The sequence below is a fragment of the Mesorhizobium sp. M7A.F.Ca.US.011.01.1.1 genome, assembly GCF_003998295.1.
Lineage (GTDB): Bacteria > Pseudomonadota > Alphaproteobacteria > Rhizobiales > Rhizobiaceae > Mesorhizobium.
The window spans coordinates 14,121-40,707 of the sequence record NZ_RZRT01000022.1 but is presented as its reverse complement, the minus strand read 5'-3'; the positions used below and the strand labels follow the sequence as shown (position 1 = coordinate 40,707).

General features: G+C 63.6%; 18 protein-coding genes. 7 read left to right on the top strand and 11 right to left on the bottom strand.

The features are described from left to right. Positions 1-2: 2 nt before the first annotated feature. The 6 genes from EOA13_RS20185 to EOA13_RS20160 form a co-directional block, all read right to left on the bottom strand. Complete coding sequence (locus EOA13_RS20185; protein ID WP_127295304.1) at positions 3-671, bottom strand: helix-turn-helix transcriptional regulator; 669 nt, start codon at positions 669-671, stop codon at positions 3-5. 81 nt (positions 672-752) lie between these two features. Continuing rightward, positions 753-2,972, bottom strand: a complete 2,220-nt coding sequence (locus tag EOA13_RS20180) for a 3-hydroxyacyl-CoA dehydrogenase NAD-binding domain-containing protein (RefSeq protein ID WP_127295302.1) — start codon at positions 2,970-2,972, stop codon at positions 753-755. Positions 2,973-2,986: 14 nt separating this feature from the next. Then, positions 2,987-4,195 (bottom strand): acetyl-CoA C-acetyltransferase, encoded by a 1,209-nt coding sequence (locus EOA13_RS20175; RefSeq protein ID WP_127295300.1) that lies wholly within the window; start codon positions 4,193-4,195, stop codon positions 2,987-2,989. Between the two features lie 33 nt (positions 4,196-4,228). Continuing rightward, entirely contained in the window at positions 4,229-5,398 is a 1,170-nt protein-coding gene (locus tag EOA13_RS20170) for an acyl-CoA dehydrogenase family protein (RefSeq protein ID WP_023811355.1), read from the bottom strand. Between the two features lie 121 nt (positions 5,399-5,519). Continuing rightward, positions 5,520-7,331, bottom strand: coding sequence for an acyl-CoA dehydrogenase (locus tag EOA13_RS20165; protein ID WP_127295298.1), 1,812 nt, complete (start codon positions 7,329-7,331; stop codon positions 5,520-5,522). Positions 7,332-7,637: 306 nt separating this feature from the next. Next, positions 7,638-8,096 (bottom strand): MerR family DNA-binding transcriptional regulator, encoded by a 459-nt coding sequence (locus EOA13_RS20160; protein ID WP_013533661.1) that lies wholly within the window; start codon positions 8,094-8,096, stop codon positions 7,638-7,640. Positions 8,097-8,550: 454 nt separating this feature from the next. On the opposite strand from EOA13_RS20160, the gene EOA13_RS20155 reads away from it, so the two are divergent. The 4 genes from EOA13_RS20155 (at position 8,551) to EOA13_RS20140 (ending at position 16,037) form a co-directional block, all read left to right on the top strand. After that, positions 8,551-12,603 carry a peptidoglycan-binding protein gene (locus EOA13_RS20155; RefSeq protein WP_127295296.1) on the top strand — a complete coding sequence of 1,351 codons (4,053 nt, stop codon included), beginning with the start codon at positions 8,551-8,553 and terminating at the stop codon, positions 12,601-12,603. Between the two features lie 192 nt (positions 12,604-12,795). Next, on the top strand, positions 12,796-13,719 hold the full coding sequence (locus tag EOA13_RS20150) for a sulfite exporter TauE/SafE family protein (protein ID WP_023811359.1): 924 nt from the start codon (positions 12,796-12,798) through the stop codon (positions 13,717-13,719). Then, the gene (locus tag EOA13_RS20145) at positions 13,719-14,510 is read left to right on the top strand and encodes a TIGR02186 family protein (protein WP_127295294.1); all 792 of its coding nucleotides are present in this window, start codon (positions 13,719-13,721) and stop codon (positions 14,508-14,510) included. The genes EOA13_RS20150 and EOA13_RS20145 overlap by 1 nt, the downstream gene beginning before the upstream one ends. A 270-nt stretch (positions 14,511-14,780) precedes the next feature. Further along, the gene (locus EOA13_RS20140; protein WP_127295292.1) at positions 14,781-16,037 is read left to right on the top strand and encodes an Hsp70 family protein; all 1,257 of its coding nucleotides are present in this window, start codon (positions 14,781-14,783) and stop codon (positions 16,035-16,037) included. 144 nt (positions 16,038-16,181) lie between these two features. Here the strand turns inward: EOA13_RS20140 and EOA13_RS20135 are convergent, their stop codons facing one another. After that, positions 16,182-17,084 (bottom strand): LysR family transcriptional regulator, encoded by a 903-nt coding sequence (locus EOA13_RS20135; RefSeq protein WP_127295290.1) that lies wholly within the window; start codon positions 17,082-17,084, stop codon positions 16,182-16,184. A 278-nt stretch (positions 17,085-17,362) separates the two neighbouring features. Here EOA13_RS20135 and EOA13_RS20130 point away from each other — a divergent pair, with 278 nt between their 5' ends. From EOA13_RS20130 to EOA13_RS20120, 3 genes are read left to right on the top strand one after another with little or no spacing between them, the layout of a single operon-like run. Then, the gene (locus tag EOA13_RS20130) at positions 17,363-20,293 is read left to right on the top strand and encodes a molybdopterin oxidoreductase family protein (RefSeq protein ID WP_164780197.1); all 2,931 of its coding nucleotides are present in this window, start codon (positions 17,363-17,365) and stop codon (positions 20,291-20,293) included. Continuing rightward, positions 20,290-21,024, top strand: coding sequence for a 4Fe-4S dicluster domain-containing protein (locus tag EOA13_RS20125; protein WP_127295288.1), 735 nt, complete (start codon positions 20,290-20,292; stop codon positions 21,022-21,024). Before EOA13_RS20130 ends, EOA13_RS20125 begins: the two co-directional genes overlap by 4 nt. 3 nt (positions 21,025-21,027) lie before the next feature. Next, complete coding sequence (locus tag EOA13_RS20120) at positions 21,028-21,963, top strand: DmsC/YnfH family molybdoenzyme membrane anchor subunit (RefSeq protein WP_127295286.1); 936 nt, start codon at positions 21,028-21,030, stop codon at positions 21,961-21,963. A gap of 6 nt (positions 21,964-21,969) precedes the next feature. Here EOA13_RS20120 and pdeM read toward each other — a convergent pair whose 3' ends face one another. The 4 genes from pdeM to EOA13_RS20100 all read right to left on the bottom strand — a co-directional run bounded on the left by pdeM (position 21,970) and on the right by EOA13_RS20100 (position 26,542). After that, positions 21,970-22,686, bottom strand: coding sequence for a ligase-associated DNA damage response endonuclease PdeM (gene pdeM / locus EOA13_RS20115; RefSeq protein WP_127295284.1), 717 nt, complete (start codon positions 22,684-22,686; stop codon positions 21,970-21,972). Continuing rightward, complete coding sequence (locus tag EOA13_RS20110; protein ID WP_127295282.1) at positions 22,683-25,232, bottom strand: ligase-associated DNA damage response DEXH box helicase; 2,550 nt, start codon at positions 25,230-25,232, stop codon at positions 22,683-22,685. Before EOA13_RS20110 ends, pdeM begins: the two co-directional genes overlap by 4 nt. Before the next feature lie 67 nt (positions 25,233-25,299). Then, on the bottom strand, positions 25,300-26,160 hold the full coding sequence (locus tag EOA13_RS20105; RefSeq protein ID WP_127295280.1) for an NlpC/P60 family protein: 861 nt from the start codon (positions 26,158-26,160) through the stop codon (positions 25,300-25,302). A gap of 31 nt (positions 26,161-26,191) precedes the next feature. Next, positions 26,192-26,542: a MarR family winged helix-turn-helix transcriptional regulator gene (locus EOA13_RS20100; protein WP_013533675.1), complete on the bottom strand. Its 351-nt coding sequence runs from the start codon at positions 26,540-26,542 to the stop codon at positions 26,192-26,194. Positions 26,543-26,587: the final 45 nt, after the last annotated feature.

Below are 26,587 nucleotides of genomic sequence, written 5' to 3'. Positions count from 1 at the left end.
ACCTATTGGCTTGCCCAGACAATCCGCGCCACCCACTCGACATCGCGCATGGGAATGTCGCGGTCGGGATGATCGGGATTGAGCGAGACCAGCGCAATCGACTTGACGCTCTGGCGCTCGAGCACCTTGGCCATCACCTCGCCTGATGTGGTCTTGACGACGACGCGATCGCCCTTGCGGGTGACGGCGCCCGGTTCGACGATGAGGACGTCGCCATTGCGGTAGAGCGGCAGCATGGAATCGCCCTGCACCTGCAGCGCGTAGGAGCTCTCGGTCGATTGCGCCGGCAGTTCGACCAGATCCCAACCCTGCCCGACTGGAAAGCCGGCATCGTCGAAGAAGCCGCCTGCGCCGGCTTGGGCAAAGCCGAGCAACGGCACGGAGCTTCTGCGGGCGACCGAAGCGGCATGGCTGGTCGAAGCACCATTGCTTATCCCGGGCCGGCCTTCGATCAGAACGGTGAATTCGTCGAGTGAAGCGCCCGTCGCCTCGATGATCTTGGCCAGTGATTCGGTCGAGGGCCAGCGCGGCCGGCCATCCGACGACAAACGCTTCGACTTGTTGAAGGCAGTGGAATCGAGCCCCGCACGCTTGGCCAAACCCGAGGCCGAAAGCGAATAGCGCTTGGCAAGAGCATCGATGGCAGCCCAGACTCGGTCGTGCGAGAGCATGCTCGCTCTCCTTCGAACAGGAAAAAATACCTTCCCCGTTCTAACCCCGGACCACCATCTTGTCCACACTGCAAAACTGACTCACGCCGCTTTCCTGGCCTCGTCTTTCGCATAGGGATCGAAGCGCTGGTAGAAGGTCTCACCCTTCTCGGCCATGTCGAGCAGCAGCTTGGGCGCCTTGAACTCGGCGCCGTATTTCTTCTGCAAACCCTTGGCGATCTTGACGAATGCCTTGGCGCCGATGCCGTCGATGTAGGACAGCGCGCCGCCGGTGTAGGGCGCGAAACCGAAGGCCAGGATCGAGCCGACATCGGCTTCGCGCGGGTCGGTGACGATACCCTCTTCCATCACCCGCGCCGCTTCCAGCGCGATGGTGACCAGCAGCCGCTGCTGCAGCTCCTCATAGTCGACCTTCTCGGGTGCAAGCTGCGGATAGAGTTCCCTAAGGCCCGGCCACAGCTTCTTCTTGGCCGGTTTGGCGGGATAATCGTAAAAACCCTTGCCGTTCTTGCGGCCGAAGCGGCCGTGATCGTCGACCATGGTGTTGATCAGCGCCATCTGCTTGGGATCGACCGCCTTGTCGCCCAAATCCCTGATGGTCTGCTTCATGATCTTCTGGGCAAGGTCGATGGCCGTCTCGTCGGTTAGCGCCAGGGGGCCGACCGGCATGCCGGCCGCCTTCGCCGCGTTCTCGATCATCGGCGCGGGAACGCCTTCGATCAGCATCTTGTAGGCTTCCGACATGTAGCGCAGCACGCAGCGATTGACGTAGAAGCCGCGCGTGTCGTTGACGACGATCGGCGTCTTCTTGATGGCGCGAACGAAGTCGATCGCGGTGGCCAGCGCCTTGTCGCCGGTCTTCTTGCCCAAAATAATCTCGACCAGCATCATCTTGTCGACCGGCGAGAAGAAATGGATGCCGATGAAATTCTTCGGCCGCGCCGAATTCTTGGCCAGCGCCGAGATCGGGATGGTGGAGGTGTTCGAGGCGAAGATCGCCGATGGCTTCAACACGGCTTCCGCCTGTTCGGTGGCGCTCTTCTTCACGCTCGAATCCTCGAAAACGGCCTCGACCACCAGATCGCAGCCGGCAAGATCGGCATAGTCCGCCGTCGGCGTGATCAGCGACAGCAGTTTGTCCTTGTCCTCCGGCTTGGCGCGGCCCTTCTTAACCTGATCCGAGATGAGGCCGTCGGAATGCGCCTTGCCCTTGGTAGCCGACTCCAGATCACGGTCGAGCAGCACCACCGGGATGCCGGCCTTGGCGGTGACATAGGCGATGCCCGCGCCCATGAAGCCAGCCCCGAGAATGCCGATCTTCTTGAACTTGGTTTCAGGCATGCCTGCCGGGCGGCGGGCGCCCTTGTTCAGTTCCTGCAGCGACACAAACAACGAGCGGATCATCGCCGCCGCTTCCTTGGTCTGCATGATCTCTGTGAAATAGCGCTGCTCGATGCGCAAGGCGGTGTCGAACGGCACCAGCAGGCCTTCATAGACGCATTTGAGGATCGCGGCGGCGGCCGGATAATTGCCGTAGGTCTCGCGACGCAGGATGGCGATGGCCGGTGGCCACAGATTGGCGCCCGCCACCGAGTAGATCGGGCCGCCGGGCAGCTTGAAACCTTTCTCGTCCCATGGCGCCACCGGCTTCAGGCCATTCCTGATCATCGCCTTGGCGGTCTCGACCAGTCTGACCGGCTCGGCGATCTCATGGATCAGGCCCATAGACTTGGCTTTCTGCGGCGACAGTGTCTGGCCGGAGGTCAGCATCTGCAGCGCCTGCTGCTGATCGGTCAGCCGCGGCACGCGCTGGGTGCCGCCGGCGCCCGGGAAGATGCCGATCTTCACCTCCGGAAGCGCCATCTTCACCTTGTCGTTGTCGGCGGCGACACGGCCGTGGCAGGCGAGCGACAATTCGAAGGCACCGCCCATGCAGGTGCCGTTGATCGCCGACACCCACGGCTTTCCGCAAGTTTCCAGCTTGCGGAACAGGCCGGTCATCATGCCGGCATTGTCGAACAGCGCCTTGGTCGCCTTTTCGGCGTCCTTGCCCTTTTCCGCAGCGAAGGTCGTCAGCATCTTCTGCAGCAGGGTGATGTCTGCACCGCCGGAGAAGGTATCCTTGCCGGAAGTGATCACGGCGCCCTTGATGGCGGCATCACCAGCCACCTTGTCGACAATGGCGTTCAATTCCCGCATCGCCTCTTCGGTGAAAACGTTCATCGAGCGGCCAGGCATGTCCCAGGTGACCAGCGCAATGCCGTCGGCGTCGATGTCGAGGGTGAAATTGGTGTAGCTCATCGTTTCTCTCCCCGTCAGACGCGTTCGATGATGGTTGCGGTTCCCATGCCAGCGCCGATGCACAGCGTCACCAGAGCAGTGTTGAGATCGCGGCGCTCGAGTTCGTCCAGCACCGTGCCGAAGATCATCGCGCCGGTGGCGCCGAGCGGATGACCCATGGCGATAGCGCCGCCATTGACGTTGATCTTGTCGTGATCGATGTCGAACGCCTGCATGTAGCGCAACACCACCGAAGCGAAGGCTTCGTTGAGCTCGAACAGGTCGATGTCCGAGAGCTTCATCTTGGCTCGCTTCAACAGCTTCTCGGTGACGTCGACCGGGCCGGTCAGCATCAGCACCGGCTCGGAGCCGATGTTGGCGAAGGTACGAATGCGCGCGCGCGGCTTCAGCCCCATCGCCTTGCCCGCCTTCTTCGAACCGAGCAGCACGGCTGCGGCGCCATCGACGATGCCGGAGGAATTGCCGGCATGATGGACGTGATTGACCTCTTCCACCTCGGGATGCTTCTGCACGGCGACGGCATCGAAGCCGCCCATTTCGCCTGGCATGACGAAGGACGGGTTGAGCGAGGCCAGCGACTGCATGTCGGTGGACGGGCGCATATGTTCGTCATGGTCGAGGATGGTCAGGCCGTTCTGGTCCTTGATCGGGACGACGGAATTCTTGAAGCGGCCATCGGCCCAGGATTTGGCGGCGCGCTTCTGGCTCTCGACCGCATAGGCGTCGACGTCGTCTCTGCTGAAGCCGTATTTGGTGGCGATCAGGTCGGCCGAGATGCCTTGCGGCACGAACCAGCCGGGCAGGCCGACCGAAGGATCCATGAACCAGGCGCCGCCCGAGGCGCCCATGCCGACACGCGACATCGATTCGACGCCGCCGGCAATGACGATCTCATCGGCGCCCTGCGCGATCTTGGCGGCGCCGAAATTGATGGCGTCGAGCCCGGAAGCGCAGAAGCGTGAGATCTGCATGCCGGGCGCCTTGGTGTCGTAGCCGGCCTCGAAGGCGGCGGCGCGCGGAATGACCGAGCCGGCTTCGCCGACCGGATCGACGCAGCCGAAGATGATGTCATCGACATTGCCGGTGTCGAGCCCATTGCGGTCGCGCAGCGCCTCGAGCGTCTTGGCGGCAAGCCGCACCGCCGGCACCTCGTGCAGCGATCCGTCCTTCTTGCCCTTGCCGCGCGGTGTGCGCACAGCGTCATAGACATAAGCTTCAGCCATTTGCTTGCTCCTTGGGTTTGCCGGTCGTTGCCCTCAGAGAGAGCGGCCGATCAGCAATTTCATGATCTCATTGGTGCCGCCGTAGATGCGCTGGACGCGAGCGTCGCGGAACATGCGGGCGATCGGATATTCATTCATGTAGCCATAGCCGCCATGCAGTTGAAGGCATTCGTCGACGACTTTTCCCTGCAGGTCGCTGAGCCAGTACTTGGCCATCGACGCGGTCACAGGATCGAGGCCGCCGGCGATGTGGCGGGTGACGCAATCATTGTAGAAGACGCGGCCGATGGTGGCCTCGGTCTTGAGTTCGGCCAGCTTGAACTGGGTGTTCTGGAAATCGATGATCGCCTTGCCGAACGCCTTGCGCTCCTTGACGTAACGAATAGTCAGCGCCAGCGCCCGCTCGATCATCGCAATGGCGCCGGTGCCGATCTGCAGTCGCTCCTGCGGCAGTTGCTGCATCAACTGTACGAAGCCCTGCCCTTCCTCGTGGCCGAGCAGGTTGGAGGTCGGCACGCGCATGTCGTTGAAGAACAGCTCCGACGTGTCGTTGGCCTTGAGCCCGATCTTGTCGAGGTTACGGCCGCGCTGAAAACCTTCGACCTCGTCGGTCTCGACGACGATCAGCGAGGTGCCCTTGGCGCCCTTCTCCGGATCGGTTTTGGTGACGACGATGATGAAGTTCGCAAGCTGCCCATTGGTGATGAAGGTCTTGGAACCGTTGATCTTGTATTGATTGCCATCCTTCTGCGCCCGCGTCTTGACGCCCTGCAGGTCGGAGCCGGCGCCGGGCTCGGTCATGGCGATGGCGCCGATCAGCTCGCCGGTCGCCAGTTTCGGCAGCCATTTCTTTTTCTGCTCCTCGGAGCCGTAGTGGAGGATATAAGGGGCGACGATCGAATTGTGCAGGCCGATGCCGAACCCGTCGACACCGACATGGCCGATGGCCTCGATGATAGCGCTCTCATGCGCGAATGTGCCGCCGGAGCCGCCATATTCCTCCGGCATCGAGGCGCAGAGCAGGCCGGCGGAACCTGCCTTCAGCCAGCTTTCGCGATCGACCATCTCGTTCTTCTCGAACTCGTCGTAGCGCGGCGCGATCTCCTCCGACATGAAGCGATGCGCCATGTCGTAGAGCATGCCGACCTCGTCCGCCGCCCAAGCGGGCTTCGGAAGGCCAAGGATTTCAGCTGGGTTGGTCATGCTGGTATGATACTCCTCCCGAGATGCATCATCGAAACTGAAGTCGGCGCACTGCCGCAACGACCCCTCCCGGCCCTTCGGGCCACCCTCCCCTCAAGGGGGAGGGGGACGCCGATCATCTTTAGAACGCTTCCGCCGGCAGTGCCATCAATGTGTCGGCGCCGCTCGAAATGCGGGCGAGATGCGCCGACGTCTCCGGCATGATCCGCTCCATGAAGAAGCGCCCCGTCACGACCTTGTTGTCGTAGAAAGCCACGTTGTTTTCATAAGAGGATTGCGCGCCATTGGCGTCAGTCTTGCCAAGTGCCACCTTGGCCATCTGCGCCCACATATAGCCCAGAGCGACGAGGCCGAAGAGATGCATGTAGTCGGTCGAGGCCGCACCGGCATTGTCGGGCCTGGCCATACCGTTCTGCACCAGCCACATGGTCGCCGCCTGCAAATCGTTGAGACCTTTCTTCAACGCCTTGGTGAACGGCGCCATCTTCTCGTTAGCGCGGTTCTCCTCGCAGAATTCGCCGACCTCCTTGAAAAAGGCCTGCACGGCGCGGCCGCCATTCAGGCCGAGCTTGCGGCCGACGAGGTCGAGCGCCTGGATGCCGTTGGCGCCTTCATAGATCATGGCGATGCGGGCATCGCGCACGAACTGGCTCATGCCATGCTCTTCTATGTAGCCGTGACCGCCGAACACCTGCTGCGCCATGACGGCGTGGTAGAACCCTTTGTCCGTGAGCACGCCCTTGACCACCGGTGTCATCAGGCCGGTGTAATCGTCAGCGGCCTGGCGGTCCTTGTCGTCGCCGGAGCGGTGGGCAATATCGGACTTAATCGCCGTCCACAGCGCCAGCGCGCGGCCGGCCTCGTTGAAGGCTTTCATGGTCATCAGGCTGCGGCGGATGTCGGGATGGACGATGATCGGGTCGGCCTTCTTGTCCGGCGCCTTCGGCCCCGACAACGAGCGGCCCTGCAGGCGGTCCTTGGCGTAGGCAACTGCGTTCTGATAGGCGATCTCCGACAGCGACAGCCCCTGCAGGCCCACACCAAGGCGCGCCTCGTTCATCATCGTGAACATCGCCTTCAGGCCGCCATTGGCCTCGCCGAGCAGCGTGCCCTCAGCCTCGTCATAGTTCATGACGCAGGTCGAATTGCCATGGATGCCCATCTTCTCTTCGATCGAGCCGCAGGAGACGGTGTTCCTCTCGCCCGGATTGCCCGATGCGTCGAGCTTGAGCTTCGGCACGATGAACAGCGAGATGCCCTTGACGCCTTCCGGCGCGCCCTCGATGCGGGCCAGAACCAGATGGACGATGTTGTCCGACATGTCGTGTTCGCCGGCCGAGATGAAGATCTTCTGGCCTGAAATTTTATAGGTGCCATCGCCGTTCGGCACCGCCTTGGTGCGCAACAGGCCGAGATCCGTGCCGCAATGCGGCTCGGTCAGGTTCATGGTGCCGGTCCAGGCGCCTTCGATCATCCTCGGCAACCATGTTGCCTTCTGCTCGTCGGTGCCGTGGGTGATGATCGCGGCGATCGCCCCCTGCGTCAGGCCCGGATACATCATCAAGGACATATTGGCCGACACCATATATTCGGCGACGGCGGTATGCACGGCATAGGGCAGGCCCTGGCCGCCGAACTCGACGGGTGCGGCCAATCCCATCCAGCCGCCCTCGCGGTACTGGTCGAAGGCCTCCTTGAAGCCTTTCGGCGTGGTCACTGAGCCATCATCGTGACGCACACAACCTTCCATGTCGCCGGCACGGTTCAGCGGATGCATGACGTTTTCGGCGAGCTTGGCGCCTTCGGCCAGGATCGCCTCGAGCACATCGGGGGTGGCGTCGGCAAATCCGGGAAGGTTCGAATAACGCTGATAACCCAACACCTCGTTGAGCACGAACAGCGTATCCTGGACCGGAGCCCTGTATGTCGGCATGCTTTTTCTCCACGCTGCAAACCCGGTCCGAATACCCCGAAGACAAGCCAGGGGCGGCATGCGGACCCACATTGGGAGCGGGATAGCAAAAATTGACGTTTGCGTAAACGTCAATTTTTTCGATGCGACAAGATTCCCCACCCACCAGAGCAATGAGCGTAGCGGCGCGACGTTGTGCAAGCCAGCGCCGAGAGGCCATAAGAGTGGCCAGGACACGAAAAGCCGCGTGGCAGGCCACGCGGCTCGACAGAACTCAGACAATCAGCAGACGACTTGGTGTCTGGCGCAATTCCGAACGGAATTGCTTTAGCTGGCGGCGCTCGCCTGCGGCGCCGAACGCTCGCTCAGCATCTGGCGCACCGCCGACATCGAGCCGCTCAACTCGTTGATGGCGTCGTCGATCAGCGCCCGTTGCTTCTGCAGGCGGGCAAGCTGCTTTTCCGACTTGTCCAGCGCGAGCTTGAGCTGCTTGGTGTTTGAACCGGTCGGATCGTAGAGATCCATCATCTGCTTGACATCGCGCAGCGAGAATCCAACCTTGCGGCCAAGCAGGATCAGCTTGAGGCGGGCCTTGTCGCGGCGCGTGTAGAGACGGGTCGATCCGTCACGCTGCGGGTTGAGCAGGCCTTTGTCTTCGTAGAAACGCAGCGTGCGCAGCGTCACTCCATATTTCTTCGCCATCTCGCCGATGCGGACGAGGTCCTCGCCGGCTTCGGCAGACATATTGGTATTGGCCGCGGTCTCGCCGGCCGAGATAAGCTTCATGGTCACTGGCTTCCCCGTCTGGTGGCGTCGCGGTCCCGGACCGTGCGTCGCCTGACTGGAAGCGGGGGCCTGCTTCCAGTCGTGGTTTCAACAAACAAATCGCAAACATGCGCTCAATGCGCCTTTTACGTTTACGTCAATTCTATACCGATTGCCGCATGATGACGCAAGGGCGTTCTGCGCGCCGCCCTTTATGCCGCACCGTCAGGCCGGCAGCCGACATCCTTTCAATTTCTTAAGTTTGGTTAACGCGTTGTTTACCACGTTGGGGGAAATGTGGGCGGGTCGGCTACCCGTGTTTATCCTGTATCGAATTTTTCACGGTTTTTCGGAGCGCGGGCGAGAGCCTGGGAAGCTCGTCTTCCGCCGCGGCATCGCCGCCGGTCGCCTTCGTTCCGATAGGGACCTGGGGGAACTGGCCGCGAGCCAGCCATTCTGAAAGACGGACGCACCGATGAACAGCAAGCGGTCCTATCTCGATACACTCAATGCCGGCAGGCAGCGCAGGCCGCAGACCACGCTCGAGCAGTTGAACCAGTCGCTGGAGACGCTGGAGCAGCGGCTGGAGCGGACGCGCGAGGATCCGATGGCACGTCCCGATCCCCGCCAACCAGATCTGCGCCAACCCGATCCCCGCCAATATGGTGCCGATGCGCGCTATCCCGCCGCCCGGCCCTCTGGCCAGCAGCGCTGGTATGAGGACCCGCAGCCCGCGCCGCGTCCGAAGAGCCCGATGCAGGGAGCCGCCGCTTTCGAGCAGAATTACCAGGCCATTGCCCGCGATATCGATCGCGTGCGCGGCCAGGAGGACGGCGTTGCCATGGTCGGCAAGATCGCCGGCGAATTGCGCGGCATGCGCGAGGAATTGCGCCACCAGATGACCGCGGGTCTGCAGCGGGAATTCGAAGCGCTGCGCAAGGACATCGAACGGGCTTTCCAGTCTGGCGCAAGGCCCGGTGCTTCGGCCAAGGGCAGCGCTGAACTCGGCCTTGAGTTCGAGCGGCTTTCGGGCGCCATCCAGACCTTGGCCGAGAAGAGCGACGACAGAAGCGTCAACATGCTGCGGCTCGAACTCGAACAGGTCAAAGCCGCGCTCGACACGCTGGCACGCGAAGAGAGCGTGCAGAAGGTCGACCGCCGCTGGGACGATTTCGATCGCCGCTGGACGGCGTTCGAAGACCGCGTCGACGCCGACCAGCGCAAGCGCTCGGACGACCCGGGCCTGTCTGCTCTGACGGCCCGGCTGGAGCAAATCAGCAATGCCGTCAACAATTTGCCGGAATCGTTGTCGCTGCGTTCGCTGGAGGAGAAGGTGCGCACGCTTGCCGGCGCTGTCGACCATTTCGCCAGCCAGCAGGACAATCGCGGCAGCGACACGCTTGGCATGATCGACGAGCGGCTGGACGAGATTTCCCGCGCCATCGTTGCATCCACGGTCGCCGCGCAAGCCAATTCATTCGACCACGAGGCTTTCGAGCGCATCGAGAGGCGGATCGACTCGCTTGCCAGCCAGATCGAGGAAGTGGCGCAGGATCGGCCGGGCAACGCGGTCATGGACCGGCTGAGCACGCTATCCGGTCGGGTCGACGAGCTCGCCGGTCGCGCCAATCTGCCCGAGCAGGCGATGGAGCGCCTGGCCAAGCAGATCGCACTCATCGCCGACAAGATCGACCAGGCGCCCGCCATGCCTGACGCCGACTACATCTTCCATGGGCTGGAGCAACGCTTCGACGTGCTGTCGAGCATGATGGAACGCCGCCAGGGTGACGCCATCGAACAGGGCAACATGCTGTTCCGCGATCTCGAGCGCAGACTGGACGAGGTTGCCGACAGGCTCGACCAGCGCATGCCGCAGGTCGACAGCGCCGGCATCATGGAAGCCATCGATGCCCGCTTTACGGCGCTCGCCAAGCGTATGGAAACGCGTGTACCCGATCCCGCGGGCGAAGCCGCGATCCGCGGTCTGGAGAGCCGGCTCGAAGACATTTCAAGCCGGCTGGACGCGTCGGCCGCACAGGTCGCCGGCATCGATCCGGCGCTGATCCGCAGCCTGGAAGCACAGGTTGCCGGCCTGTCCGCTCATCTTTCCAAGCCCAGCACCCCGCTGCCGGAATTCGAGGACATCAGCCCGCGTCTCAACGAAATTGAAAAATCGCTCGCAGGAACCCGCGATTCCATCCTTGGCGCGGCGCGCGAAGCGGCCGAGAACGCAGTGCAATCGCTGGCCGGTTCGAGCGCCAATACGAGCGCGGTTTCCGGCCTCGCCCAGGATTTGAAGACGCTTGAAACGCTGACGCGGCGCTCCGACGAGCGCAATTCGAGAACGTTCGAGGCCATCCACGACACGTTGCTCAAGATCGTCGACCGGCTGGGTTCGCTCGAACCCGGCGAGCCGGTCGAGGCGATGAGCGAATTGCTGGATGCGGCACCGGCCGAGCCGAGCAACTGGCGCGGCGCACGGCGGCCCAAAATGGCCGTCGACGCGCCGTCGATGGACATCGATCAGCCCCTGCCGCTGACTGGGGACATGGCCGATCTCGATGGCCGCGCCGCCGCCATCCTGCGCAACGAGCCGGGTGCGCGTGGCGACCTGGGTACGCGTAGCGACCTGGGTACGCGTGGCGACCTGGGTATTGGCATCGGCACGCGCACGCCGGCCGAGGCTGCCGCAGCGGCGGCCATGGCCGCGCTCGGTTCGGACACGATCGCCGAGAAAGGCGAACAGGCAGGCGGCCGCAAGTCGTTGTTCGGTGGCCTGGCTCGCGCCTTCAAGGGCAAGAAGGAGGCGGACATGCCGCCACTGGCCGGCTCGGCGCCGAGTGCCCCGATCCCGAGCGTCGATCTCGACGAGCCGCTCGATCCGAAAATGGCCAACCGGCCGCTGGAGCCCGGCTCCGGCGCACCTGACCTCAATGCCATCATGAAGCGCGTGCGTGACGAGCGCGGCCAGCCGGCCAAGCCCAGCGACACCGATGCCGCCAAATCGGACTTTATCGCCGCGGCCCGGCGCGCGGCGCAGGCCGCGGCCGCCGAGGCCGATGCGCTGAAGCGCCAGTCGACGGTGACCGGACCGGTGAAGGCGCTGCGGATCGGCGACCTGCTCAAGGCACGGCGCAAGCCGATCCTGATGGGGACAACCGCGATCCTGCTGGCGCTGGGCGCTCTGCAACTGGGCAAGGCCTTCTTCGCCGATCCGGCCCAGGTGGCGAGCAACGATGTCGCGCCGATCGTCGCCTCGCAGCCGGTGCAGACCGCCTCGCTCGATGCCGCGAGCCAGCCAAAGACGGACGCGCAGCCCGCGGCAGTGGAAAGCGCGCCGGACCATGCCGTCAGACAGGCCGAGCCGTCCGCACCGGCAACCAAGGATGACATGGCCGCGCAAAGCACTCCGTCGGGCGCCGAGCCGTCGATGGGTGCCGCGCCGACCGCCGAGCCGGTTCCCGCGCCCGTCGCCTTGGCCACATCGGCCGATGCGAACCCAGCGGTGTCCGAGACGACAGCCCCGGCTGCGCCGCCCTTGACCGTTCCGGTCGCCCCGGAAGCTGCCGATACCGACGCCGGCATCCAGCCTGTGGCGGCAGAGCCGACCACCGCCAAGGACACCACGGGCGCGGTTCCGCCGGTGGACGCTTCGCCGGCGACGACGGCAAAGTTCGACATTCCCGCTGACGCCGGCCCGGCCGCCTTGCGCGATGCCGCCGCCGGCGGCGACGCCAAGGCGCTGTTCGAGATCGGCTCGCGCTATGCCGAGTCGCGCGGCGTCAAGGAAGACATGGCGGCAGCGGCCAAATGGTACGAGAAATCGGCGGAACTCGGCTTCGCGCCGGCCGAATACCGCATCGGAAATTTCTACGAAAAAGGCATCGGCGTCGCGCGCGACATCAAGAAGGCGAAGACCTGGTACCAGCTTGCCGCAGCACAGGGCAACGCCAGCGGCATGCACAATCTGGCCGTCCTGTTCGCCATGGCGGCGGACGGCGTGACCGACAATGAATCGGCCGCGCACTGGTTCCAGGCGGCGGCCGATGTCGGCGTCAAGGACAGCCAGTTCAATCTCGGCATCCTCGCCGCCAAGGGCGTCGGCATGAAGCAGAACCTCGAGGAGTCCTACAAATGGTTCGCGCTCGTCGCCAAGACCGGCGACAAGGATGCGGCGGCCAAGCGTGACGAGATCGCCAATGCGCTGCGGCCCGAGCAGCTCGAGCGCGCCCGCGCCGCGACTGAGCTGTGGAAGGCCAAGCCGCTGGATGCGGCGGCCAATTCGGCCGATATTCCTGAATCCTGGCAGGACGGCACACCGCAGACGACAGCCAGCATCGACATGAAGAAGGCCGTCCAGAACATCCAGCGCATTCTCAACAAGAACGGCTACGACGCCGGCGGCGCCGACGGCAAGATGGGCCAGAAGACGAAGACCGCGATCATGGCTTTCCAGACCGACAACAAGATGCCGGCGACCGGCGAAGTCGACGAAAAACTGGTCAAGGCGCTGCTGGCGCGCAAATAACGGCGGAGGCGTCGTTTCCACGACGCCCTTGCCACACATTCGCCTGTTAACTGATTGAGATGTTTTTTGTTTCGGCGGCGTAGCGCGGTTTGACTTCGCAGCACCTCCGGCGCAAGAACGAATTGGCTTGTCGGTCCAAGATGCCCGCAACGGTTGCATTCGCCGACAGGCAGAACTGATCGAGACTGACGGGTGGGCATCTATCTCCCGATCGCGGAAATTTCCGTCAATATCTTCGTCCTGCTGGCCATGGGCGCGGCGGTGGGTTTCCTGTCGGGCATGTTCGGTGTCGGCGGCGGCTTCCTCATCACGCCGCTCTTGATCTTCTACAACATACCCCCGGCGATCGCGGTCGCCACCGGCGCCAACCAGGTCATCGCCTCCTCCGTCTCCGGCGTCCTTTCGCACATGAAGCGCGGTACGCTCGACTTCAAGCTCGGCGGGGTATTGCTGGCCGGCGGCATTGTCGGCTCCACCGGCGGCATCTACGTCTTCGCCTTCCTGCGCAGGCTCGGCCAGCTCGACCTGTTCATCTCGCTGCTCTACGTCGTGCTGCTCGGCACTGTCGGCGGGCTGATGCTGGTCGAAAGCGTCAATGCGCTGCGCGCCACGCGCAGCGGTGCGGCGCCGGTGCTGAAGAAATCCGGCCAGCACAACTGGATCCACCGCTTGCCGCTGAAGATGCGCTTCAGGGCGTCAAAACTGTTCGTCAGCGTCATCCCCGTACTTGGCCTTGGCGCCGGCATCGGCTTCCTGTCGTCGATCATGGGCGTCGGCGGCGGCTTCATCATGGTGCCGGCACTGATCTATCTGCTGAAAGTGCCGACCAACGTCGTCATCGGCACCTCGCTGTTCCAGATCATCTTCACCTCCGCCTACACGACGCTGGTCCACGCCACCACCAACCAGACGGTCGATGTCGTGCTGGCCTTCCTGCTGATGGCGGGCGGCGTCGCCGGCGCGCAGTACGGCGCCAAGGCCGGCCAGAGGCTGCGCGGCGAGCAGCTCAGGGCGTTGCTGGCGCTGCTCGTACTGGCGGTGGCGATACGATTGGCGATCGATCTGTTCGTCACCCCACCCAACCTCTATTCGCTGTCTGCCGCGGGCCTCAACTGATGAGGGCTCGCAACACATTCGCAACCGCTATTGTCCTGTCGCTGCTTGCGGCCGCCTTGCCGGCGAAGGCACAGGTCCCGCTGACCGAAGGCATCCAGATCGGGCTCTCCACCGACAACGTCTCGATCACCGCCGGCTTTTCCGGAGCCGACCTGACCATCTTCGGTTCGCTGGAAAACCCGGATCCACTCGTCGCGCGCCAAGGCCGTTACGACGTCATCGTCGTGCTCGAAGGCCCGCCCAAGCCGGTGGTGGTGCGTCGCAAGGACAGGGTGCTCGGCGTCTGGGTCAATCTGGACTCCGAAACCTTCGAAAACGTGCCGGTCTCCTATTCGGTGGCGACGACGCGGCCGCTGCAGGACATCACCGAACCCAACAGCTATAAGCAGCTGTCGCTCGGCGCCTCCAACCTCTACATGCAGCCCGCCGATGCCGGCGACAGCCCGGCGACGATCGAGGAGTTCACGGCGGCACTGCGGGAGCGCAAGTCGGCGACCGGCCTCTACAGCGAGAATGTCGGCGGCGTGCAATTCCTGTCGCAGAACCTTTTCCGCGCCACGGTGAGGCTGGCGCCAAATGTGCCAGTTGGAACCCATAAAGCCCGCGCGTTCCTGTTCAAGAGCGGCCTGTTCATCAAGGAAAGCTCGGCCCAGCTCGAAATCCGCAAATCCGGTTTCGAACAGTCGATCTTCCGTGTCGCCCACAATTATTCCTTCCTCTATGGCGTGTTCGCGATCTCGCTGGCCATGCTGACCGGCTGGCTCGGAAGGCTGATCTTCCGGCGAGATTAATGCATGTCGCCCAAAAGTGGCCCCGGTTTTGGGAGAACGACATGCATCGAATCAAAGACCTGAAGTGCGTCGCGTGAATCCGCTCAAACGCGACGCACTTCAGAACTTTCCCCGAAAAGTGGTTTCCCTTTGCCGAGGCATGCGGTAGACCGCGCTCCCCAGCCAAATGGCAGACACAAACAATTCGGTTCGGCAGAGCAGCCTGTCCCCGGGCAGCGCGCGATTTCTCGGCGCCTGTCGGCTCGCCGACGACAAATACAGGAACTTGTCATGCGACCAGCCTTCGGCGGCATCGACTTCGGGACTTCGAACTCCACCGTTGGCGTGGTCCGCAACGGGCAGCCGCGCCTTGTCGCGCTGGAGGACGGCCAGGTCACGCTGCCCAGTGCCGTGTTCTTCAACTTCGAGGACAACCGCACCTGCTTTGGCCGTCACGCCATCGCCAACTACACCGACAGCATCGAAGGCCGGCTGATGCGTTCGCTGAAGAGCGTGCTCGGCAGTTCGCTGGCCCATGAAAAGACCCGCATCAAATCGCGGTCGATCGGCTTCATGGAGATCGTCGGCCTGTTCCTCGGGCATCTTAAGAAACAGCTGGAAGCAGATGCCGGCGATACGGTCGAGACAGTCGTTCTTGGCCGGCCGGTGCAATTCGTCGACGACGACACGGAAGCCGACGCGAAGGCGCAAATCGAACTCGAGAACGCCGCCCGTGCCCAGGGCTTCAAGCACATCGCTTTCCAGTTCGAGCCGATCGCGGCGGCGCTCGACTACGAGCAGAAGGTGACGCGCGAGGAACTGGCGCTGATAATCGATATGGGCGGCGGCACGTCGGACTTCTCGATCGTGCGCGTCTCGCCGCAGCGCTCCCGGTCGCTCGACCGCAAGGACGACATCCTGGCCAGCCGGGGCGTCCATATCGGCGGCACGGATTTCGATCGGCTGCTGAGCATCGCCCATGTGATGCCGCAGCTCGGCTATTTGACGCCGACCAAGGACGGCAAGCGCAATCTGCCGGCCAGCTACTTCATCGACCTCGCGACATGGCAGCGCATCAATCTGGTCTACACGGCCAAGGCGATGACGCATCTGCGCCAGATCCGCTACGAGGCCGAGCGCGCCGACCTGGTCGACCGCTTCATCCACATCGTCGAGCACCGCTACGGACATGCGCTGGCGGCTCTTGTCGAAAAGGCCAAGATCGAGCTGACCGACGGCTCGTCCGCCCATGTAGCCGTGAAGCTGGCGGGTGCGGAGTTCGCCGCCGAAATCACGCGCAACGGGCTGGATGCCACGATCGCCAGGAATATCGAGCGTGTCACAGCAACGGTGGCGCAGACCATCCGTGACGCTGAGGTGAAGCCATCCGACATCACCGCGGTGTTCCTGACTGGCGGATCGACCGCGATCCCGCTGGCCAGACGAGAAATCCTGTCGCTGGTGCCGCAGGCGTCCGTCATCGAAGGCGACATGTTCGGCTCGGTCGGACTTGGCCTGGCGCTAGATGCCCAACGGAAGTTCGGCTGATCAGGGTCCATTGATATTCAGGTGATGCCGGCCTGCAAATGGCTGGTACCTGCGCTTCCGGTGCTCACGTACTTTAAGTACGCTCCGCTCCGGTTCTCGGCATCAGCCATTTTCGACTCGGCCTGACCTGAATTTCAACGGACCCTACCTTGGCGCGGACCCGTTCATCTCCGTACCCAAATGCGCCTTGAGCGCCATCTGGGCCAGGCTGGCCTGGCGATCGCGATGGGTGATCATGGCGAAGTCGCGTTTCGGCAGTTCCAGCGGCACGGATTTGAGACTGCCTTCGGCGACGGCGCGCGCCACGACAAGTTCGGAAATGATGGTCGCGCCGGCCCCCGCCTCGACGGCCTGGCGAATAGCTTCATTGCTCGGCAGCACCAGAAATATCTGCAGGTCGGCGAGCGAAATCCCTTCGTGGCGCGCCAGATCCTCCAGCACCTCGCGCGTGCCCGAACCACCCTCACGGATGATCCAGCGCAGACCCTTGATGTCAGGGCGGCCGGGCGTGACTTCGGGGATCTCCGGATGCGCGCTGGCAACCACCAGCATCAGCCTGTCGACGTCGACCTTGGTGCGGCGCAGTATGTCGGACTCGGTGCGGCCTTCGACCAGGCCGAGATCCGCAGCGCCATCGAGGACATTGGCCTCGACCTGCCTGGTGTTGCCGATGGAGACGCTCAGCCTGACGGCCGGATAGGCTTCGTGGAAGGAAGCCAGCCGGCGCGGCAGCCAATAGCTGGCGATGGTCTGGCTGGCGGCGATCGAGAGGCTGCCGGTGACGGTCTGTGAGACATGCTCCAGCACATTGCGCGCGGCGGCGGCCCGCTCGAGCACGGCCTTGGCCTCCGGCAGGAACCGGTGGCCGGTCTGGGCAAGCTCGATGTTGCGGCCGACGCGGTTGAACAGATGGACGCCGTGCTGTTCTTCAAGCGCCCGGATGGCGGCCGATGCGGCCGACTGCGAAATGCCCAGCAGTTCCGCCGCCTTGGTCATATGGCCGCGCTCTGCGACGGCGACGAAAATCCGCAGCTGGTCCAGGGTCATGTCTGCATTAAGAACCAATATCGATCGAATTTACAAGAACAACTGATTAGACAGATCGATAGCTTTATTCTAAGTTTTTGAACGAAGTTAGAAAAAATTCGCCGAGAGATCGCAGAGAGCAGAATGATCGGGCGGTTCAGATCCCTGCTTGCGCATTGGACCCGCGGCATAAGACGGCGGCTGGCCGGCGATCGCTACCACCCGGAAGAGCATTACATGCGCGGCCCCGGACCGAAGACGCGGGCCAAATCCATGGGTCGTACAGGCGCCACCGGATCATGATGCAGGGACCGCCGCGCGGCGCGAATTCGGCACCATCGCAACGCCCGCTTGCCGACACGCGCGCGCCTGACGAAGGCGACGGCGTCGACACCTCGCCTGATGTTTCCGACAGCGTCGCCAAGACGACCTGCTACATGTGCGCCTGCCGCTGCGGCATCGATGTGCACATCAAGAATGGCAAGGTCCGCTACATCAACGGCAACAAGGACCACCCGGTCAATCGCGGCGTGATCTGCGGCAAGGGCAGCTCCGGCATCATGCAGCACTACAGCCCGGCAAGGCTGAAGAAGCCATTGCTGCGCACCGGCCCTCGCGGCTCCGGCGAATTCCGCGAGATCGAGTGGGAAGAGGCGTTTTCGATCGCCACCGAACGGCTCTCGGCCATCCGCCGGACCGACCCTAAGAAACTGGCCTTCTTCACCGGCCGCGACCAGTCGCAGTCGCTGACCGGCTGGTGGGCGAGCCAGTTCGGCACGCCGAACTTTGCCGCCCATGGCGGCTTCTGCTCAGTCAACATGGCGGCCGGCGGTCTCTACACGATCGGCGGTTCGTTCTGGGAATTCGGTGAGCCCGACTGGGACAACACCCGGTATTTCATGCTGTTCGGCGTCGCCGAGGATCACGATTCCAACCCGATCAAGATCGGCCTCGGCAAACTCAAGGCGCGCGGCGCCAAGGTCGTCTCGATCAATCCGTGCCGCACCGGCTACAATGCCATCGCAGACGACTGGATCGGCATTCGGCCCGGCACCGATGGGCTGTTCGTGTTCGCCCTCATCCACGAATTGCTCAAGGCGGGCCGCGTCGATCTCGATTATCTGCTGCGCTACACCAATGCCCATGTTCTCGTCGTGCAGGAGCCGGGTGCCGCCGATGACGGGCTGTTCGTGCGCGACGCCGACGGAAATCCCCTGGCGTGGGACAGGGTTGCGAAGACGCCTGTCGGCGCCACTGATGCCAGTGCGAAGCCGGCACTGACGGGCAGCTTCACGATCGGCGGGCGCCACTGCGTCCCGGTGTTCCAGCTCATCGCCGACCGCTACCTCGATGAGAGTTATGCGCCGGACGCGGTCGCCGAGCGCTGCGGCATTGCCGCCGATACGATCCGCAGGATCGCCGCCGAACTTGCGCATGTCGCCTTCGAACAGACGATCGAACTGCCGATCGCCTGGACCGATTGGGCCGGACGCCGGCATGAGACCATCAAGGGGCGGCCTGTCTCGATGCACGCCATGCGCGGCATCTCGGCCCATTCGAACGGCTTTCACACCTGCCGCGCCATCCATCTCCTCCAGGTGTTGCTGGGCACGGTGGATGTTCCCGGCGGTTTCCGTTTCAAGCCGCCCTACCCCCGCTCCGCGCCGCCCGGTCCGAAGCCGGCAGGCAAATCCATCAAGCCGATGACGCCTCTCGACGGCATGCCACTCGGTTTCGTCTGCGGGCCGGACGATTTGCTGGTCAATGAGGCCGGCACGCCTCTTCGCATCGACAAGGCCTATTCATGGGACGCGCCGCTGGCCGCGCATGGGCTGATGCACACGGTCATCCGCAACGCCTGGGCCGGCGATCCTTACCCGATCGACACGTTGATGATGTACATGTCGAACATGGCGTGGAATTCCTCGATGAACACCGTCGAGACCATCGCCATGCTGACCGACCATGATGATGCGGGCAATTACAGGATCCCCTTCATCATCTATTCCGACGCCTATTATTCCGAGACCGTGCCATTCGCCGACCTGGTGCTGCCGGACACCACCTATCTCGAGCGGCATGACTGCATCAGCCTGCTCGACCGGCCGATCAGCCATGCCGACGGACCGGGCGACGCCATCCGCCATCCCGTTGTCGAGCCGGACCGCGATGTCCGGCCCTTCCAGTCGGTGCTGATCGAACTCGGCGCCCGGCTCGGCCTGCCCGGTTTCGTCAACGATGATGGCTCGGCCAGATATGCCGACTATGCCGACTACATCGTCAACCATGAGCGTACGCCTGGCATCGGCCCCCTGGCCGGCTGGCGCGGCAAGGACGGAACCTCGACCGGCAGGGGCGAGGCCAACCCGGACCAGCTGCAGCGCTACATCGACAATGGCGGTTTCTGGCACCATGATTTCGCCGACGACCAGCGCTACTATAAGATGGCCAACCGCTCCTATCTCGACTTCGCGGTGCAGATGGGCTTCATCCCGAAGGCGGAGCCGATCGTCTTCCAGCTCTACTCCGAGCCGCTGCAGCGCTTCCGCCTTGCCGCACGTGGGCATGGCCCTGTCTTGCCACCAAAGGGTGACCGCCAGCGCATCGAGACCTACATGGACCCGCTGCCGTTTTGGTACATGCCCTTCGAGGAAGCGGTCGTCGACCTCGAAAAATATCCGCTGCATGCGCTGACGCAGAGGCCCATGCACATGTACCATTCCTGGGGATCGCAGAATGCGTGGCTGCGGCAGATCACCAGCCAGAACCGGCTGTTCGTGCATCACCGGACGGCAGCCGGCCTCGGACTTGTCGACGACGACTGGGTGTGGATCGAAAGCATCAACGGCAAGGTTAAGGGGCAGATCAAGCTGATCGACGGGGTCAACGAAAGCACGGTCTGGACCTGGAACGCCATCGGCAAGCGGCGCGGCAGCTGGGGGCTGAAGGACGACGCGGCCGAGAGCAACCGTGGCTTCCTGCTCAACCATATCATCGGCGACCAGACCTCGGCTGACGCTCAGGGCAAGCGCTATTCGAATTCCGATCCGGTCACCGGCCAGGCGGCATGGTTCGACCTGCGCGTGCGCATCGTCAAATGCGCGGCTGAGGAAGCCGGCTTCACTGAGCCGCAGTTCCAGCGTTTCCAGCAGCCACCGCATTTCGAACCTTCACCCGACAGACTGACTTTCGGCGCTGAATTCCGCAGGGCGAGAGAGGCGACCGAATGACCTGTCTGCCAAGCCAAAGCGGCAAGAAGCTCGGCCTCGTCATCGATCTCGACACGTGCGTCGGCTGCCAGGCCTGTGTCACCGCCTGCAAGGAATGGAACACCGGCGGCCACATGGCGCCGCTGACCGACATCGACCCCTATGGCGGCCACGTCGACGGCGTCTGGTTCAACCGCGTGCACGCTTACGAGCACACGACCGAGATGGGCGGGCGCACCGTCAATTTTCCGCGTTCCTGCCTGCATTGCGAGACACCGGCCTGCGTCACCGTCTGCCCGACCGGCGCCTCCTACAAGCGGGCCTCGGACGGCATCGTGCTGATCGACGAGGACAAGTGCATCGGCTGCAAATTGTGCAGCTGGGCCTGTCCCTATGGCGCGCGAGAATTCGATACGGACGTCGGGGTGATGAAGAAGTGCACGCTGTGCGTCGACCGCATCTACAATGACAATCTGGCCGAAGAGGACCGCGTACCGGCCTGCGTCGCCGCCTGCCCGACCAGCGCCCGGCATTTCGGCGATCTCGGCGATCCCCTGTCGGCGGTTTCGCAACTGGTGGCGGAGCGTGGCGGCGTCGACCTGATGCCTGAGCTCGGCTATCGCCCGACCAACAAATATCTACCGCCGCGCGCCCACACCAATCGCGCCGCATCGGTGGCAGCACCCGCACTCGAACCGGTGCGGGCCGAAGGCGGTTTCCTCGGCTGGGTCGACCGCATGCTTTCGAACTGACCCATGCATCCAGCCTTCTCCGTCGTCTTCTTCACCACCGCCACCGGTGCGGGCTACGGCCTGCTCGCGCTGCTGGGCGTGCTCGGAGGCTTCCAGATCATCCCGCCCGATTTCTGGCTGGGCTTCATCGGCATGGGGCTGGCGCTCGGCCTGATCGTAGCCGGACTGTTGTCCTCGACCGGCCACCTCGGCAGACCCGAACGCGCCTGGCGGGCCTTCTCGCAGTGGCGCAGTTCCTGGCTGTCGCGCGAAGGTGTTGCCTCGGTCATCACCTTCATTCCGGCGGGACTGTTCGGCATCGGTTGGATATTCTTCGGCAAGACCGATGGCTGGGTCGGCATCGCCGGATCTCTGGCCGCCATCGGCGCAATCATCACCGTCTGCACCACCGGCATGATCTATGCGTCGCTGAAGCCGATCGCCCAATGGCACAGCCACTTCACCCTGCCCGGCTACCTCATCTTCTCGACGATGACCGGCAGCGTGCTGCTGAACGCGCTGCTGCAGGGCTTTGCCTTCGGTTCGAAGATGCTTCTGGCGGCTTGCTTGCTGCTTACTTTGCTCGGCTGGGGCTGGAAAGTGGCGACCTGGCACTACAACGACCGATTGGAGATCGCGACCACCGCCAACACCGCGACCGGGTTGGCCGGAGGCACGGTGCGGTCGCTGGAATGGCCGCATACCGAGGAAAATTATCTGCTCAAGGAAATGGGTTTCCGCATCGCGCGCAAGCACGGCACGCGACTGCGCCAGATCACCCAGCTTCTGGCCTTCGTGTTGCCCTTGGGGCTGCTCGCCATTGTGTTCGCCCTGCCATGGCCGCTGGCAGCGTTGCTGACGGTACTTGCTGCTGCAATCCAGTTCGCCGGCATGCTGGTCGAACGTTGGCTGTTCTTCGCCGAGGCGAAGCACACGGTTACGCTCTACTATGGCAGGTAAGGTTGTTTAGCCCGGCCGCAGCATCGAGCCGGAAATGGCAAAGATGCGTTGGGCGCCCAGCATATAAGCCATCAGCGTGTCCAGCCGGAACAGCCCGGCATAGGCGCGGTCGAGCACGTTGAGCGAGCCGGTATAGGCGCCAAAGGCTGGCATGATCATGCGACCGCCGTCGCCGGCAAAGCAGCGGCGCCTCACCGAGCGGCCCTGCTGGACTATGCGGGCGCAGGGATGCAGATGGCCCGCTATTTCGCCTTCGACACGCTGCTTCGACGGCTCATGCCGGAACAGCAGCGAGCCTATAGCAAGTTCCCGCACCGTTTCGCCAGGCAGGTCGGCCGGCGCTTCCGGGTCGTGATTGCCGGCGACCCAGAACCAGTCTCGGCCTGCCATCAGCGCTTCCAGCCGCTCGCGGAAACTTGCGTGCATACGTTGGGCGCCGCCGCCATCGTGAAAGCTGTCGCCCAGGCTGATGACGATCGACGGCTGGTAGTCCGATATCACGGCCTGAAGCCGCAGCAAGGTCGCACCGGTGTCGTAGGGCGGGATCAACGTGCCGCGCCGTGCCAGCGACGAACCCTTTTCCAGATGCAGATCGGACACGGCCAGAAGCTTAAGCTCAGGAAAATAGAGCACGCCGCGCGGGTCGCAGACAGCGCGCTCGCCAGCGATGCCGACGAGATCGGCCTCGGCGATCAGCGATGTGCGCGCCAGCGAAAAATTCATTCCACACTCATTCCCGGCCCCATGGCCTCCTCGACCAATGTCGCCGCATCCATCAAAAGCGTTTCATCGGCTTCGCCATGGACCGGCATCTTGCCGATCTCGAGCATGATCGGCACGGCGAGCGGCGATATCTGTTCGAGTGCCTTATGCACGATTCGACCCTGGATGCGCGAGAGCATGTCGGCAAGTCTGCTGACATCGAGCAGGCCGGTGGCCGCATCGGCACGTGTCGCCTGAAGCAGGATGTGGTCCGGTTCATGGCTGCGCAGCACGTCGTAGATCAGGTCGGTCGAGACCGTGACCTGGCGACCGCTCTTTTCCTGTCCGGGGTGGCGTTTCTCGATCAATCCCGAAATCAGTGCACAATTGCGGAAAGTGCGCTTGAGAAGCCAGCTGTCGGCCAGCCAGGCTTCGAGGTCATCGCCCAGCATGTCCTGGTCGAAAAGCGCGCCAAGCGAAGGCTTCCTGGCTTTGAACATCGCGCCCATGTCGCCCAGCGACCATATCGCCAAGGCATAATCGGTGGCGACGAAGCCGAGCGGCCTGGCTCCTGCTCTGTCGAGGCGGCGGGTTAGCAGCATGCCGAGCGTCTGGTGCGCCAGCCTGCCCTCGAACGGGTAAGCCACCAGATAGTGGCGGTTGCCGCGCGGAAAGGTCTCGATCAGCAGGTCGTCACGTTTGGGCAGCACCGATTTGTCGGCCTGAAACCGCAGCCAATCGGCGACCTGCTCGGGCAGTTTCTTCCATCGCTGCGGGTCGTCCAGCATGATGCGGACCTGTTCGGCGAGATAGGTCGAAAGCGGGAACTTGCCGCCGCCATAGTAAGGCACCTTGGCATCGCTGCCGGGCGCGTTCGACACGAAGCATTCATTCTCGCGGATGCCTTCGAAGCGCAGAACCTTGCCGGCGAACATGAAGGTGTCGCCATGCGTCAACGTTTCGAGGAAGGCCTCCTCGATCTTGCCGAGAACCCGGCCGCCGCGCGAAGCCGCGCCCTTGCTGCCTGCTTGCACATAGCGCACGTTAAGCGCCGGCACCTCGATGATGGTGCCGACATTCAGCCTGTATTGCTGGGCGACGCGCGGATTGGACACCCGCCAGAACCCATCCTTGTTCAGGCGTATGCGGGCGTAGCGCTCGTAATTCTTGAGCGCGTAGCCGCCGGTGGCGACGAAATCGATGACGCGATCGAAAGTCGGCCGGTCGAGGCTGACATAGGGCGCAGCCGTTCGCACTTCCTCGAACAGATCATCGGCACGGAATGGCGCGCCGCAGGCGCAGCCGAGCACATGCTGGGCCAGCACGTCGAGCCCGCCATCGATCAAGGGAGGCGTGTCCTGCGCGCCGAGATAGTTGGCGTCGAGGGCGGCCCGGCATTCCAGCACCTCAAAGCGATTGGCCGGGATGAGGATCGCCTTGGACGGCTCGTCCATGCGGTGGTTGGCGCGGCCGATGCGTTGCGCCAGCCGGCTCGCCCCCTTCGGCGCACCGACATGCACAACCAGATCGACATCGCCCCAGTCGATGCCGAGGTCGAGCGTCGAGGTGGCGACGATGGCGCGCAGTGCGTTTTCCCCCATCGCCTTTTCGACGCGCCGACGCTGGGCGACGTCGAGCGAACCGTGATGCAGCGCGATCGGCAACGTATCCTCGTTGACCCGCCACAATTCCTGGAACAGCAGCTCCGCCTGGCTGCGCGTGTTGACGAACAACAGGGTCGTCTTGTGGCGCTTGATCTCGCGATAGATTTCCGGCGTGGCGTAGCGCGCCGAATGTCCCGCCCATGGCACCCGCTCTTCGGAATCGAGGATGGAAATCTCCGGTTTCGCGCCCCCGGTGACGACGATCAGTTCCGCCATGTCATGGCCTGTCGAACCCTTGGGCGGATTCTGGCTGACCAGCCAGCGCCGCAACTCGTCCGGCTCGGCCACCGTCGCCGACAGCCCGATGGTTTGCAGACCAGGGACAAAGCTGCGCAACCGCGCCAGACCGAGCGCCAGCAGATGTCCGCGTTTCGACGTCACCAGCGAGTGCAGTTCGTCGAGCACGACGTAGCGCAGATCTTCGAAGAAACGTTTTGCATCGCCTGCCGCTATCAGCAGCGCCAGTTGCTCGGGCGTGGTCAGCAGGATGTCGGGCGGCACCAGCTTCTGGCGCTGGCGCTTGTGCGCCGGCGTGTCGCCGGTGCGCGTTTCGATGATGACGGGCAGGCCGATCTCTTCCACCGGCTTGCCGAGATTGCGCTCAATATCGACGGCAAGCGCCTTCAGCGGTGAGATGTAGAGCGTGTGGATACCGCGACGCGCCTGGCCCGGCTTTCTCTTGGGCCGGTTGGCCAGTTCGGTCAGCGAAGGCAGGAACCCGGCCAGCGTCTTGCCGGCACCGGTCGGCGCAATCAGCAGGACTGATTGCCCGGCCTGGGCTTTCGCCAGAAGTTCGATCTGATGGGCGCGCGGCGACCAGCCTTTCTCGCCAAACCATCTGATGAATGGTTCGGGCAGGGCCACGGCGGCATTCTGTTCGGCAAGGCGCGGCTGCTCTGTCACCTGCCAGAGGTAGCGCGACGGCAGTCAATCGCCAAGAAGAATCGGAACAAAAGGGGATCGTTCTTCCCTAAGGCCGCCGAAACCCTGTCGGACCGCCGTAGAGGTATCCGATGCGGGCGACGGCGTCCTTCAGCCCTTCGCGCGACACCAGCATGGTGTGGCCGTTGGCGTGGATCATCGTGTCGGCATCGGTCATGACGGCGACATGGCCCTTCCAGAACACCAGATCGCCGCGTCGCAACCCGGAGAAATCAGGTCCCGGTTCCAGCGGCTCGCCGAGTGTCGCCGCCTGCATGTCGGTATCGCGCAGCACGTCGCTGCCGGCCATGCGCATCGCCAGTTGCACCAGCCCCGAACAGTCGATGCCGAAACCGGAAGTGCCACCCCAGAGATAGGGCGTGCCGAGAAACGCCTCGGCAACCGCGACATAGTCGGAGGCAGCTTCCCTGAGCGGCCGCAGGTGACCTGCGATCAGCGCCTCGCCGGAAGGCAGGACCGCATAGTGCGTACCGCGCGTCTCGGCAGCCTCCGTCACTGTCACCGTCGATCCCATCGACAATTGTCCGGCGATTGGAAAGCGCAGATCCGGCCCGGGGTAGAGGAAGGTGCGCGGCACGCAGACGATGTGAGTGGCCGCATGATCCCGGCCCCCGAGCATCGTGTCGGCGACATAGCCGACATAGCCGTCGCGTTCGGCCTGGACCCAAGCCCAGCCTTCAGCGACATCGAAGACCAGAACATCGTCGCCGAACAGCGCCTGCGTGTTGATGCCGGCATCCGGCCGCGGCGCCTTGCGCATATCGGCCACTGACGCGATGACCCGCGCCGGCCGGCCGGCGACGAAGCGGTCGGCGACGACCTCGCCCTTCAGCCTTGCATCGGCGAGGTCGGAACGAAAAGCGTGAAGGCGGGCATCCCTGGCAGTCAAATCGAGCACCTATGCTGAAAAGGTAATCCGCTCACATCGGCAGTTCGAGCGCCTTGGCGATGATACCATCGCCGAAGCGCTCGACAAAGAGCGCGCCCTCGACCGTGCGCCTGATCAGAACATTGCGCTTGTCGAGTTCGTCGCGATGGCGCGAGACGAGTTTCAAAGCGCCCATCGTGTCGAGCGCGCGGGTGATCACGGGCTTGGTGACATTGAGGCGCGCGGCGAGCCCGCGCACGGTGTGCGGCGGCGGGTCGAGATAGATGGTGAACAGGATTGCCGTCTGGCGCATGGTCAGATCGGGCGCGTCGTCGCGCACCTGCGACAGCATCACCTGCTGCCACAGTCGCAAGGCCTGGCTCGGGCGCATCGCAATCGACATCGCGCCAGCATGACGGCAAATTGTTTCGGTTCCGTTTCAGTCAAA